Source organism: Paenibacillus taihuensis (assembly GCF_003386535.1).
In the GTDB taxonomy this organism is placed as follows: Bacteria; Bacillota; Bacilli; order Paenibacillales; family Paenibacillaceae; genus Paenibacillus_Z; species Paenibacillus_Z taihuensis.
The window spans coordinates 122,839-136,804 of sequence record NZ_QTTN01000002.1; the positions used below are offsets into that span (position 1 = coordinate 122,839).

Here is a 13,966-nt window from a genome sequence, read left to right on the forward strand (position 1 = left end):
CTCCTCCCTAGAAACGATCATCCTGCCGACCTTTAAGCTGTCTCTCTAGGGCGATAATCTCACTTGCAATTTGTGCCGCTTTCAACATGTCACCGGAACGTTCCGCTCGTACCATAGATTCCTTCAACTGTTCAATATTCCGGAACTTTGGCACCTTCAAAATTTCATTCACATAATCGGCGAGCAAATGCTCATCGAATGGAATGTCGTCATCCATCATCATGATGGAAGCGGCTGTCCGTTCAAGGCGGTCATCCTGGAGCGATGCGATAAACCGGCTTACATCCGGATCATGTCCTTGCGCGTAGTAAGCATATAAGTAAGCAGCAAGCGCTGCGTGATCCTCTACATTAAAAGCTTCTCCAAGCTTCTGATGTACCGTATTTGCGATATCCGAATCCTGCAGCATCTGTGCGAGCAGCTTGCGCTCAGCGACTTGATACGCAGGCAAAACGGGCGGCGCCGAGGACGTACGACGGTTCTCACGGTTTTCATTCCTACCATTATTCCACGAATTATCGTTATTATCCCTTGGGGGTTTCATTTTTTGCAGCTGCTGCCGCCTTTCGAAGGCATCCTGCTTCAATGAATCCAAAGACATATCGAACTCTCGGGACAGCTCCTTTAAATAAAACTCCCGCTCGGTAGGAGAATCGAGAGCAGCAATGATGCCAACAGCCTCGAGCAAGTAGTCTTTCTGTCCTTCTTCTTCTAGGAGTATATGGTTTTTCTTTGCATATAGTAGTCTAAATTTTGTAGCAGATACGGGATGTTCAATCGTTTCACGCATGAACGCCTGCGGCCCATTCTGCTCGATAAATTCATCCGGGTCCATGCCTTTTGGCAGCATCGCCACTTGAACACGCATTCCGGCTCGCTCCAAGATCGGAATCGTCTTCAGCGCTGCTGCTTGTCCGGCATTGTCACCGTCATAACAAAGCACGGCTTCTTCAACATTGCGCCCCAAAATCGCAGCATGCTCATCCGTCAGCGCCGTACCCATGGAAGCAACACCGTTCTCGACCCCGGCACTCCATGCTTTGATGACATCCATGTAGCCTTCGAACAATACGACACGCCTGCTTTTGCGCATCGACACTCTGGCATGATGGAAGTTATACAGGTTACGGCTCTTGTTGAACAGCATCGTCTCTGGAGAGTTCAAATATTTGGGCTGGCCTTCGCCGAGCATCCTGCCGGCCATCGCGATAACTTTGCCGTCCCGATTCCAGATCGGAAACATAACCCGGTCTCGAAAACGGTCAATGTAGCCGCTTCTGTCCTGCTTCGCAATCAGCAAGCCGCCCTTCTCCATGAGCGCGAGATTATACTCCCGCTTCTCCAGAAACCGAGCCAGCGTGTCCCATTCAGGCGGAGCATAACCGATCATATAATGATCAATTTGCTTGTCCGTTACACCGCGTGAGCGTAAATATTGCAGCGCAGGCTGTCCGTGCGTCGTGTTCATAAGCAAATAATGATATAACTTCGCCGCCAGCTCATGCGCTCCAATCAGCGTGTCGCGTTCAATGTCGCCTTCCGTATTCGTACGTTCAGCAGCGCCTGTCCACGTGATCGGAATTCCCGCTTCTTCCGCCAAAACGCGAACCGCCTCAGGAAATGAATATTCTTCGATTTCCTCGATAAACTTGATCGCGTTGCCGCCTTTACCGCAACCATAGCAGTAGAAGATGCCTTTCTCCGGAGTTACAGTAAATGACGGGGATTTCTCTGAATGAAACGGGCAAAGCCCTTTCATGTATTTCCCGTGCTTCGATAGGTGAACGTACTTTCCGACCGTTTCTACAATATCGTGGTGCTTAAGCACCGCCTCAATGACAGAATCCGGTATTTTCCCGTAAGCCATACACCTTCACCTTCATCCTAATTGACAAGTAATACTATTCGCTACGGCTTGTCATTTTCCTTCCGGCTTTGCAAAACTTTTGTCAGCTTTTGCTGAAAACGGGCGCGGTCTTCTCCGCTCATCGCTTTCGGACCTTTCGTTCGCATACCGCCGCGGCGCGCTTTGGCTAATTCATGCCTGCGCTCCATCAAGTAATCAATGTTGCTGTCATCATACTGTTGGCCGCGCGGCGACAATGCAATCGCACCCTTAGCTAGTACAATCGTTGCAAGCCCAAAATCCTGCGTGACAACGATATCGCCTCGCGAGATATGGTTAGCAATATACAGGTCAACCGATTGATCGCTTCGATCAACCTGCATGATCGCAACGCCATCTTCCTGCTGAAGCCGATGATCATAGGATGCAACCATCAATACCGGGACGGCGAAGTTTCGAGCCGTTTTGACAATTTCACGTTTTACTGGACATGCATCCGCATCGACTACAATTGTAGGTAAGGCTTTCATTTTCGCTGCATCACCGCATCTTATTGGAACTACCGTACTATTATATACGATAAATAAATAAAAAATCCTGCTTGTCAAGCACACATCAGTTCGATTCAATGTACTCCAAAATAAGACTCGCCGTCTCTTCGACCGCCCGGTGCGAAACGTCTATGACTAGACAGCCGATGCGATCCGTAATTTGCTTGGCGTACTCGATTTCGCGTTCGATTCGCGACGCTGTTGCGTAGGCCGCGCTGTCCGGCAGCCCAAGCGCCTTCAGACGTTCCTTCCGGATGCCGTTCAAATAACCCACATCGATCGTCAAGCCGACGACCTTTTCTTTGGGAATTTGGAACAGCTCGTCAGGCGGCTGAAGCTCGGGCATGAGCGGTACGTTCGCAACTTTGAACTGCTTGTGCGCGAGGTACATGGACAGCGGGGTCTTCGACGTCCGCGAGACGCCGACAAGCACGATGTCTGCTTTCAGGATACCTGTCGTATCCCGCATATCATCGTATTTGACGGCAAACTCAACCGCTTCAACTTTGCGAAAATAATTCTCGTCCAGCACATGGTTGAGCCCCGGCTCCTGCCGTGCTTTGCGATCTGTCTTCTCTTCCAAGCTCGTAATGAGCGAGCCGAGCAGGTCGATCGCGGATACTTGATGCTGTGCGGCTAACTCGACCATCCGATCCCGCAAGCCGGGAAGCACGAGCGTATACAGCATAATCGCATCGTGCTCCTTCGCAAGCAGGACGAACTTCTCAAGCGATACTTCGTCATGGACGAACGGCGCTCTTCGGATATCCGCATTAATGGGGTGAAATTGGGCAACCGCTGCCTTGACAACTAACTCACCCGTATCGCCAGCAGAGTCGGAAACGACGTAAATAATGACATCAGGCTGTGTTTCGGCTGCCATCTCAAGCCACCATCCTTCATTTTGCCTCTTTTCCTGACGGAAAAAGGCTTTTGCCTCTTTTCTTGGGAAGGAATCCACTTCCCAAGAAAAAGGCTACCATACAAGCTTAGTCAAATCCGCCACTTTCAACACACTGCCCGCAATTGCCGCCAACGTCGCCAGACGGTTCGCCCGAACGGCTGCGTCCTCAGCCATAACCATAACTTTGTCAAAATAGTTATTGATCGGCGTTTTGAGGCTTGCCAGCTTCTCAATCGCTTCTGCAGCGCGGCCTTCAGCTACGAATGCCGCAATGTCAGCATGCACCGCTTGCCATGCGCTGTACAATGCGCCTTCAACGTCTTCCGCGAACAGGTTCGTGTTCACTTCTGTACGAGTCGCTTTGGACGCCAGGTTGCATACGCGGTTCAGCGCATCGACAACACCTTTGAACTCGTCGCGGCGGTCGCCCGCTGCACGTGCTGTTACTGCTGCCGCACGATCAACGGTTTGGCTCAGATCGTTGTAGCCGACAGCCATAACCGCATCAACAACGTCGTAACGTACGTTTTGCTCGCCGAGAACGTTCTTCACACGAAGCGCGAAGAACTCGTACAAGTCTTTACGCACCTCGGCGCGATCACGTTTCATCGTACCTTCCGCATGAACGTCCAGCGCCAAATCAAACAACGTTTCAAGCGGTAGCTTGAGACCGTGCGCCAATACGATTTGAACGATACCCGCTGCTTGGCGACGCAGAGCATAAGGGTCCTGCGAGCCAGTCGGGATGATGCCGATCGAGAAGCAGCCCACGATTGTATCTATCTTGTCCGCGAGGCTGACTACTGCGCCAACAACCGAAGCCGGAGCGCGGTCGCCTGCGAAACGCGGCTGATAGTGCTCGTTAATTGCGCGAGCTACTGTCTCTCTCTCGCCTGCTTTACGCGCATAATCTTCACCCATAATGCCTTGCAGCTCAGGGAATTCATAGACCATTTGCGTAACAAGGTCGAATTTGCAAATTGCTGCCGTGCGAGCGACATCGTCCGATGTTTGTACATCTAACTGCAGCGCACTTGCGAGCTTGCCTGCCGTGTTCACGATGCGGCGAACTTTGTCCGCTACCGTACCGAGCTCTTCATGGTAAACGATGGTCTCGAGCTTCTTCAGCGCATCGTTGATCGCGAGCTTCTGATCTTCCGCGTAGAAGAACTTCGCGTCGGACAGACGTGCACGAAGCACTTTCTCGTTACCTTTCGCCACCGATTCGATCGAAGTGCGATCGCCGTTGCGAACCGTTACGAAGAACGGCAGCAGCTTGCCTTCTTGATCAAGCACCGGGAAGTAGCGCTGGTGTTCGCGCATCGACGTGATCAGCACTTCCTGCGGAATGTTCAAGAACGCCGGATCGAACGTGCCGAACAATACATTCGGATATTCAACGAGGAATACAACTTCCTCGAGCAAATCTTCTTTAATGTCGATATGCCAGCCCTTCTCGGCTGCGAGCGACTTGATCTGTTCCACGATCAGCGCCTCACGCTCAGCCGCATCGACGATAACTTGCTGTTCTCTCAAACGTTCCACGTACGCAGATGGCTCAGAAACAACCGTCTCGCTGCCAAGGAAACGATGGCCGCGCGTTGTCTTGCCGCTCTGTACCGCTGTGATGTCGAGAGGAACTACGTCTTCGCCGAACAACGCAACGAGCCAGCGGATTGGACGGACGAAACGCAGATCGTAGGCGCCCCAACGCATGTTCTTCGGGAAGGACATCGCTGTAATCAGCGCAGTCAAACCTTCCGGCAGCACATCGCTGGTTACTGTACCGATGCTGCTCTTGTTAGCATACACATACTCAACGCCGCCAAGCTCTTTGAAGAAGAAGTCCGCAGGGTCAACGCCTTGGCTGCGCGCGAAGCCGAGTGCCGCTTTGCTCCACTCACCTTGCCCGCCCTGCGCGATTTTGCGTGAAGGACCTTTCACTTCTTCGTTCACGTCCGCTTGCTTCTCTTCCACATCACGTACCAATACCGCGATACGACGAGGTGTTGCATAAGCTTCAACCGCTCCGTGACCGATTCGCGCGGAGTCCAGCCACTTGACGGTCTTTTCTTTCAATTGGTTCATTGCACCGCGCACGAAACGTGCCGGCACCTCTTCAAGTCCGATTTCCAGCAGCAAATCTTTAGCCATTGACGTTCACTCCTTTCTTCAGCAGCGGGAAGCCAAGACGCTCGCGCTCTTCCAAATACGTCGCCGCGCAAGCACGTGCCAGGTTACGAACGCGCATGATGTATCCTGTACGCTCCGTTACGCTGATTGCGCCGCGCGCATCCAGCAGGTTGAAGGTGTGGGAGCATTTCAGGACGTAATCGTACGCCGGGAACACAAGCTTGTGCTCCATCGTTTTCTTCGCTTCTTCTTCGTACATGTTGAACAGCGAGAACAGCATCGCAGTGTCCGACGTTTCAAACGTATATTTCGAGTGTTCAAACTCAGGCTGCAGGAACACGTCGCCATACGTTACGCCGTCTACCCACTCCAGGTCGAACACATTTTCCTTCTCTTGAATGTACGAAGCGAGACGCTCCATACCGTACGTAATCTCAACCGCTACCGGGTTGGCGTCAATGCCGCCGACTTGTTGGAAGTACGTGAACTGCGTAATTTCCATACCGTTCAGCCACACTTCCCAGCCAAGGCCCCATGCGCCGAGTGTCGGCGACTCCCAGTTATCTTCGACGAAACGGATGTCGTGGTGAAGCGGATCGACGCCAAGACGCTTCAAGCTCTCCAAGTACAGCTCTTGGATGTTGTCCGGGGACGGCTTCAGAATGACTTGGAATTGGTGATGCTGGTACAGACGGTTCGGGTTCTCCCCGTAACGGCCGTCAGCCGGACGTCTGGACGGTTCAACATAAGCTACGTTCCATGGCTCAGGACCGATCGAGCGCAGGAAAGTCATCGGGTTCATCGTACCCGCGCCTTTCTCCGTATCATACGGCTGAACGAGGATACAATTTTGCTCTGCCCAGAACTGCTGCAGCGTCAAAATCATGTTTTGAAAATTCATTTCCGTCATCTCCTTTAAAATTGTTGTACCGGCCATTCCACGTGCGTTGGCATATAAAAAAGCCCCCGCCCACTATGTCCGGAAAATCAGACATAGGGACGAGAGCTGTTATCTCCCGCGGTTCCACCCTACTTGGTTCTCGAAAGTAAAAAGCCCCATTTCGACAACCCGCTTTTGAAAAGTGAAGCTAGAACTCCAGAGCGCCCTTCACTGTATACGTCCGTCCGGGCTTCCACTATCCCCGGCTCGCTTAAACTGACGACTGTAACAGTTACTTTCTCCTTCAACGTTCCTGTTTCATAATAACATATCATAACATTGCCAATTTGGTGTGTCAATTATTCGGTAGATCCGCGCAGATCTCATTACGAGCACGAACTACAAAGGAACGACTTTGCCGCCGTCACGCTGCGTGCTGCCCCGCTCTTCGCTGAAAGCTGCCACGAAAATCAGCTTCTTCCGATGTTTCCGCCAGCGCATGAGACAGGGCGCTCCACGTAAGTACTCATCGGTAATCATGCCGATGTATATGCCGTAAAGTCCCATATGCAACGGAATCGCAAGGACGTACGATAGACCGACTGCAATAATCCACATGCTCGGCAATGAATATGTCATTACCGTTCGGCTGTCCCCAATCGCAGAGAGCGATTGTCCGAGCGCCATATTGAGCATTTTGCCCGGTTGGAGCGCCAGATTGAGCCATAGCAGCGATATCGCCATATCAATAATCCACGTGTTGCTTGTGAAGGCTGATATGATCTGTGCTCGGAATATAAGCAGCAATGCCGTGTTAGCCAGCACGACGGTGACTCCAAATCCAAGTGCACGGTACGCGGCGTAGTATGCGTCCTTCAGCTTCCTCGCGCCGAACAGATGCGCGATTTGAATTTGAGCTGCTAGCGCAAGTGACCAGCCAAATGTGAAAGCGAATGACTCCATCGAGTTCATATACGTCCTTGTCGCAAGCGGCTGTTCGCCCATAGAGGCGATCATGCTGAAGATGACGAGCTGCGAGAATGTCCACGAAGCTCCATTCACGCTGATTGGCCAGCCGATCTTGGCGACTTCCTTCAACAATCGCATGTGAATGTTCTTGAACTCGCGAAGCGCCACGGGTACGCCGAACGCATGACGGAACAATCTAAGCTGGAAGAAAAATGCGATGGAACGACTGACCACGGTCGAAATCGCGACTCCGAGCAAGCCCCACTTCGGAAAGCCGAATGCACCGAAAATAAACGCATAGTTCAGCGCAATGTGCAGCACATTCATGCCGAGCGAGATATACATGGGCGAACGCGTATTGCCCGTATTCCGAACTGCAGTGCTCATCGATAGATTGAGCGCCGTAATGGCCATGCCCCCGCCGACAATGGACATATACGTATGAGATAGCCCTTTCAAATTATCGGGCACCTGCATCAAAGAAGCGAATAGATCAGTCCCATAGATCAGCGAAATACTGACAATGATACCCATCATGACTGTTAGCGAGACGGACATGATCCCGATTTTGCGGGCGTCTGCATGCTTGCCAGCTCCGAGCTTCTGGGCAATCAAGATGCCAGAGCCGCCAGTCACAAGCGTGAACAAGACGATTACGGCATTGAAGAATACATTCGAGATGCCGACTACGGCAACTGCATCGTCAGAGATCCGGCTAACCATCAGCGAGTCAGCCGTACCAAGCAGAAATTGCAGCATCATCTCGATCGTGATCGGCCAGGTCAACGACCAGATGGAAGGTGTTTTGTGCGCTGTCATGTCAAATGCCTTTTCCCTTCTGAGCTAAGCTAGTGAGCTAGTGAGCTAGTGAGCTTATTGTAAATCATAACGATCCATCTGATCGAGGAAGGACCGAGATTTCAAATGCAGCCCCAGATGCGTATCCATAAGCGCACGCATGATGAGCTTCAGCTGTTTCTTCGTCTCATCCCGCACTTGAATGTTGCCGAGGCGGCGAAGATCGAGCTGACGGTAGAACCTGAGCAATTTGAGCGCGCCATCGCTTAACTCGATTGCGCCGGGATCCTTGTACCGGCATCGGCTGCACAGAATTCCTCCGGCTCTAGCACTGAGTGCCATGCGGCCCTCGTGGTTACCGCAAGACATGCAAGCGGTGAAGTCCGGCGCATAGCCGGCCGCTTCAAGAATTTTCATCTCGAACAGCTGGATTGTAATTGCGACGTCCTTGCCTCCTGCAAACGCAGTTAGACAAGCTTTCAACTGCTCGTAGATGTAGTTGCTCACATCCTCTTCCTGCAGCGCCTTGTCTACTAATTCAGCCGCATAAGAAGAGTAGGCGGTTAACTCCAATTGTTCACGCAAAATATGGTGAGATTCAATAATCTCACCATGGGTTAACGTACCTAAACCGCTATTTCGAAAAAATAAATACTCGCCATACGTGAACAGCTGGGCAAGCGATCCATGACGGCTCTTCACTTTCTTAGCGCCACGCACGACAATACCAATCTTGCCGTGCGTACTTGTGAGGAGCGTTATGATCTTATTGCCTTCCCCGTAATCCGTACTGCGGATGACAATGCCTTCGACGCGGTATTGCATCGTCTCTCCCCCAACCTGCGCCTGCAGCGACTTCGGTTTATAACGCGCTGTCAGTCTCGACTGCAGCCTCGCCATCTTCCTCGCTGCCGGCAGCGTCAGCTAGCGACGCCTGCTCCTGCATTTCCTTGTAAAGCATAAAAGCTTCCACATCCCCGGTCAGCGTAAAATACTTCCACGAAAAATCTCGCATTCGTATTCCATCCTTTCCGCGTGAGAATGTTGCTCACGAATTAGGATGCGATGAAGGGCGAAAGCCTATGCTTAACAATTTTTACAAGGCTTAGCGTCGAATTGATCTTAGTCGTTGCGGAAACCGAGATCCTTCAGCACGCGATCTTGATTGCGCCAATCCTTCTTCACTTTGACCCACAGCTCCAGGAACACGCGCGAGCCAAGCAGCGTCTCGATATCGCGGCGCGCCTCTTTACCAACCTGCTTCAGCAAAGCGCCTTGCTTGCCGATGACAATGCCTTTCTGCGAATCGCGCTCTACATAGATGACGGCGCCGATGTAGACGACTCCGTTCTCCTGCACGCGCATATCCTCAATCGCAACGGCGATGGAGTGCGGCACCTCTTCACGGGTCAGGTGCAGAATCTTCTCGCGGACAAGCTCCGCGCAGACGAACTGCTCCGGATGGTCCGTCACTTGGTCCGCCGGATAATATTGCGGCCCTTCCGGCAAGTAGCTGCTCAGCACGCTCAGCAGCGTGTTGATATTGTTGCCTTTCAGCGCGGAGATCGGAATGACTTCCGCGAAGTCATACAGGTTCTTATATTGGACGATGAGCGGCAGCAGCGCTTCCGGCTCGATCTTGTCGATCTTGTTCATGATCAGGAATACCGGCGTTTTTACTTTCTTGAGCGCTTCAATGATGAAGCGGTCGCCTCCCCCGAGCCCTTCGGATACGTCAATGAGAAACAGCGCGGCATCCACTTCGCCAAGAGTGCTGACCGCCGACTTCACCATGATGTCGCCGAGCTTGGACGTCGGCTTGTGAATGCCCGGCGTATCCAGAAACACAATTTGCGAATTATCGGTTGTGTAGACACCGTGTATTTTGTTACGCGTTGTTTGCGGCTTGTCCGACATAATCGCAATCTTCTGGCCAATGACCTCATTGATTAGTGTCGATTTGCCTACGTTCGGTCTTCCGACAATAGCGACAAAGCCGGAGTGAAACTTCTGTTTGGATCCCTTAGATCCAGATCCTGTTGTTGATGAGCTCATAAGTTGTCCGTTAATCCCCTTCCAAGTGCGGCGGTTATACTTCCTTCGTTAGCGAATCTGACGAGAACGCGCCCGGCAGCAGCTCCGCAACGGTGGAAACCCGCCAGTCACCGTTTACATTCCCCATAATGACCGGCATGTCGGGCGGACATAGCTCTACAAGCACCTGCCTGCATACACCGCAAGGTGTGATAGGCGCTTCAGTGTCGCCGACAACCGCGATCGCTTCGAACGAACGCGCTTGATGACCATCCGCAATAGCACGGTGCAATGCAGTACGCTCAGCGCAGTTCGTCGGGCTGTAAGCTGCATTTTCGACGTTGCAGCCTAAGTGTACGCCGCCTTCGGAATCAAGCAGCGCTGCGCCAACTTGAAAATTCGAATAAGGCACGTACGCACGTTTGCGTGCCTCGAAGGCTTGCTCTAGCAATTGCTTCCACTCTGCAGATAACTCGTTTATCTGATTCGTCATAGCGTATCGATTTACTCCTTCTCCCTAAGGCCATAGATGCGGTACAAATACGAATAAACCAATAATTACAGCTGCAATCGCCAAAATCAACACTGCGCCGGCCGCCGTATCCTTCGCCGCCTTCGCAAGCGGATGCTTCTCGGGACTGGCCAGATCGACGACATGCTCAATTGCAGTGTTCACAAGCTCGGCTGACATCACCGCAGCTTGCATGATTATAATGACGATCCACTCGATTCTCGTCAAATGTACGAGGAGCCCCGCTAAATTCACGAGGACGGCTGCAGCAACATGAATTTGCATATTCGCCTGGGTGCGAATGCCTGCTCCAATTCCTGTGAAGGCATAAGAAAAACTGCGGAGCAGCCTGCGCATTAGCGAGTCAAGCCAACCTGGCGCAATGCCGCTTCTTGCTTCTCTGTCATGACAGCTTCGCTCGCCTCATCCTGATGGTCGTAGCCAATTAGATGCAGGAAACCGTGCACGAACAGGAAGCCTAGCTCACGCTCCAATGAATGTCCGTATTCTTCACTTTGTAGTTTAGCCCGTTCAGCCGAAATAATAATGTCGCCGAGCATCCCTTCGAACGGGATATTCTCGTTCTCGTCTTCCACTTCATAAATAATTTCCAGCTCTTCGTCTGTCTCTTCCTGCATCGCGAACGACAATACATCTGTCGGACGATCGATGTTCCGGTACTCGCGGTTCAGTTGGTGAATTTCCTCATCATCGACGAAAGTCAGCGTAACCTCGCCGTCAGTCAGCCCTTCCGCTTCTGCAGCAATCTGAAGCACCTTCTCCAGTACGCCGATAAAGTCTTCGGAAATTTCGATTTTGTCCTGATCGTTCGTCCATCCTAATTGCAAGCTCATGCTAGCCGCTCCTTTTGTTTAACGTCTTCCGGATATTCAATGCGCGAATGGAAAATGCCAATGACGGTTTCTTTCAGCGTCTGCGCGATCTTCTCGAGTTCCTTCAGCGTAAGGTCGCATTCGTTAAACTGATCGTCATCGAGGCGGCTCTTGATGATTTTGTGAATCATCGACTCCACCTGCTCCACTGTTGGGCTGCGCAAGCTTCGTACTGCCGCTTCGACACAGTCGGCAATGCCGACAATCGCCGCTTCCTTCGACTGTGCCTTCGGTCCTGGATATCGGAAATCATCTTCGGTGAAATCCGGCGCGGTGCCCGCTTCCTCCGCCAACTTATACGCTTTGTGATAAAAATACTTCAAGAATGTCGTCCCGTGATGCTGCTCCGCAATATCGCGAATCGGCTTCGGCAGCTTATGCGCGCGAAGCATCTCGACTCCGTCTCTAGCATGCGCAATAATGATCGATTTGCTCAGCTTCGGCTCAATCGAATCATGCGGGTTCTCGATATTCGTCTGATTTTCGATAAAATAGCTCGGCCGTTTCGTCTTCCCGATATCGTGGTAGAACGAGCCGACGCGGCATAACAAGCCGTTCGCTCCGATTGCCTCTGCCGCAGCCTCGGACAAATTGCCGACCATCACGCTGTGGTGATAGGTTCCCGGCGTCTCCGTCAGCAGCTTGCGCAGCAGGGGGTGGTTCGGACTCGACAGCTCGACTAGCTTCAGCGCGGACAATATGCCAAAAGTCACTTCGAAGAATGGCATCAATCCGACAACAAGAATCGCCGTAAGCAGGCCGCTCGCGAAAGCAAACGCTACCGTCATGATGATCTCGTTCTTGTCCGGCAGCTCTCCTAGCAGCAGTATCGCCAACACAGAGGCCGAACCAAACAAGCTGACCATAATGCCTGCCTTGAGGATCGTCGAGCGCTGGCTCGCACGGTGTATCGCAAAAATCGCCGCAAATGAAATAACCGCAGTCGTAAATCCAAAGTTAAAATCGAATAAACGGCCGGATTCCATATTAAAAATAACGCTGCCCATGATGGCAAACAAGAAAGAGCTTACGACAGCGAGCTGAATATCGAGCAGCAGCACGATTAGCATTGCCCCCATCGCGGTAGGCGCCAAATAGCCGACATACGGCATCGTCTGCGTCTGGGTTAAGTCGATAATTTGCATCGCAACGATGTTGAGGACATAAATCAACAGCAGCATCACGAGCTGCGTATTGCTATACTTCGTCCGCGTTCCGCCGCTCAAGCCTGCCGCCTTCTCCAGATAGCTGTAGATGACGATTGTGAACAGGATCGATAACAGCAGCAAACCAAGCTGCGGCCAGTACGTTTTCTTCGTCTGGAGCAGCCCGATCGAGGATAGGCGGTCGTACATTTCCTTGGATACGATTTCGCCTTTATGAACAATAATATCGCCTTGTTTGATGACAACAGGCGTCGTATTTTCCTTCGCAGCGACTCTTGCATCATTCGTCGCTTGAGTATCCAAGAACTTGTTCGGCATAATCGCGTACCGGGCAAGCTCCTGTACAATCTCTCTCGTCTTGCGCTCGCTAAGAGAGCTGGCATTGACGAGCTCTGCGACTTTCGTGCGAGCCGTCTCCGCCTCGCGCAGCGAATCGCCCATCAGCTTATGCACGATCGATACCGCAACCTGCTGCATATCGCCTAATTGAATAGCCGATAGCGACGGCAGCTTATAGTATGTCTCTTCCGGAATCCGGTAGGCTTGCGCTTTGACGGCGACTGCCATTTCATCCAGCAGCGTGTCGTTATACGTGCCGTTGCCTCGGTTGTTGCGAACAAATTGATCCACATAATCGCTGTACAGCTGCGGAATTTCGGTGCGATAAATCGACACCTTGTTCTCCAGCGTCACTTGATCGTCCTGGTTCAATTGCTCCATCCGGGCAAAAATTTGCTCCAGCAGCACCTCGCTCCGAAGCGCAACGATGGAATAGATCGGCTCCACCTGCTCAGCAGCTTTCTCCTGCGCCTGCAGCGTCGCCTTCTCGTCCTTGATCTCCATCGGCGCTTCGATATCACGGTCGCTTGGCTTGCCAAGCTCAATGTTATATGTCTCCGGGAGCACATGAGGTGCCAAAGAAAAATAAAACAACAAAACAAACAGAAGCAAGAGCACCCACCTTACGGCGATGCTGTGCTTCCATCCATTCCATCCTGATGACTTGGACTCATCCAGGCTGGTTCCTTGATTCACCATCGTAGTTATCCTCCCAAACCAAGAGCAAATCCCCCAACCTTCTCGAAGGACACTTACGCATCCCCCTAAATCCCCCTTATCTCTAAGGGGGACCCCAGGGACTACCGTCCCTGGACCCGGAAATACCGATCCTTCGACTGGGCCGTCTTCGACCATACTTCGACGCAGAATCGTTTACGTCCGCTGGCGCGGACACACTTTCATGCGGCGTTCTTTCGCCACTTGATGCCTAGAAGAAAGGAG

The 13,966-nt window shown here is 52.1% G+C and carries 13 protein-coding genes; all 13 read right to left on the bottom strand.

Translation table 11 applies throughout. The features are described 5' to 3' along the window. Window positions 1–7: 7 nt before the first annotated feature. The 13 genes from dnaG to A8990_RS02805 all read right to left on the bottom strand — a co-directional run bounded on the left by dnaG (window position 8) and on the right by A8990_RS02805 (window position 13,723). Window positions 8–1,867 carry a DNA primase gene (gene dnaG / locus A8990_RS02745; protein ID WP_116187489.1) on the bottom strand — a complete coding sequence of 620 codons (1,860 nt, stop codon included), beginning with the start codon at window positions 1,865–1,867 and terminating at the stop codon, window positions 8–10. Window positions 1,868–1,908: 41 nt separating this feature from the next. Continuing rightward, window positions 1,909–2,376 (bottom strand): YaiI/YqxD family protein, encoded by a 468-nt coding sequence (locus A8990_RS02750; RefSeq protein WP_116187490.1) that lies wholly within the window; start codon window positions 2,374–2,376, stop codon window positions 1,909–1,911. Between the two features lie 85 nt (window positions 2,377–2,461). Then, window positions 2,462–3,280, bottom strand: a complete 819-nt coding sequence (locus A8990_RS02755) for a pyruvate, water dikinase regulatory protein (protein ID WP_116187491.1) — start codon at window positions 3,278–3,280, stop codon at window positions 2,462–2,464. A gap of 93 nt (window positions 3,281–3,373) precedes the next feature. Beyond that, window positions 3,374–5,455, bottom strand: coding sequence for a glycine--tRNA ligase subunit beta (gene glyS / locus A8990_RS02760; protein WP_116187492.1), 2,082 nt, complete (start codon window positions 5,453–5,455; stop codon window positions 3,374–3,376). After that, on the bottom strand, window positions 5,448–6,335 hold the full coding sequence (glyQ, locus tag A8990_RS02765; RefSeq protein ID WP_116187493.1) for a glycine--tRNA ligase subunit alpha: 888 nt from the start codon (window positions 6,333–6,335) through the stop codon (window positions 5,448–5,450). The genes glyS and glyQ overlap by 8 nt, the downstream gene beginning before the upstream one ends. Window positions 6,336–6,713: 378 nt before the next feature. Next, window positions 6,714–8,102, bottom strand: a complete 1,389-nt coding sequence (locus A8990_RS02770) for an MATE family efflux transporter (RefSeq protein WP_116187494.1) — start codon at window positions 8,100–8,102, stop codon at window positions 6,714–6,716. A 54-nt stretch (window positions 8,103–8,156) separates the two neighbouring features. Further along, the gene (recO, locus tag A8990_RS02775) at window positions 8,157–8,906 is read right to left on the bottom strand and encodes a DNA repair protein RecO (protein WP_116187495.1); all 750 of its coding nucleotides are present in this window, start codon (window positions 8,904–8,906) and stop codon (window positions 8,157–8,159) included. Window positions 8,907–8,943: 37 nt separating this feature from the next. Next, entirely contained in the window at window positions 8,944–9,096 is a 153-nt protein-coding gene (locus A8990_RS02780; RefSeq protein ID WP_116187496.1) for a YqzL family protein, read from the bottom strand. 107 nt (window positions 9,097–9,203) lie between these two features. Continuing rightward, window positions 9,204–10,136 carry a GTPase Era gene (era, locus tag A8990_RS02785; protein WP_116187497.1) on the bottom strand — a complete coding sequence of 311 codons (933 nt, stop codon included), beginning with the start codon at window positions 10,134–10,136 and terminating at the stop codon, window positions 9,204–9,206. Between the two features lie 34 nt (window positions 10,137–10,170). Beyond that, the gene (cdd, locus tag A8990_RS02790) at window positions 10,171–10,608 is read right to left on the bottom strand and encodes a cytidine deaminase (RefSeq protein WP_116187498.1); all 438 of its coding nucleotides are present in this window, start codon (window positions 10,606–10,608) and stop codon (window positions 10,171–10,173) included. A 24-nt stretch (window positions 10,609–10,632) separates the two neighbouring features. Further along, the gene (locus tag A8990_RS02795; RefSeq protein WP_116187499.1) at window positions 10,633–10,983 is read right to left on the bottom strand and encodes a diacylglycerol kinase family protein; all 351 of its coding nucleotides are present in this window, start codon (window positions 10,981–10,983) and stop codon (window positions 10,633–10,635) included. Then, a complete protein-coding gene (gene ybeY / locus A8990_RS02800) occupies window positions 10,983–11,480 on the bottom strand; it encodes an rRNA maturation RNase YbeY (protein ID WP_116187500.1) in 498 nt (165 codons plus the stop codon). The genes A8990_RS02795 and ybeY overlap by 1 nt, the downstream gene beginning before the upstream one ends. Then, a complete protein-coding gene (locus A8990_RS02805) occupies window positions 11,477–13,723 on the bottom strand; it encodes an HD family phosphohydrolase (protein WP_116187501.1) in 2,247 nt (748 codons plus the stop codon). Before A8990_RS02805 ends, ybeY begins: the two co-directional genes overlap by 4 nt. Between the last annotated feature and the right edge of the window lie 243 nt (window positions 13,724–13,966).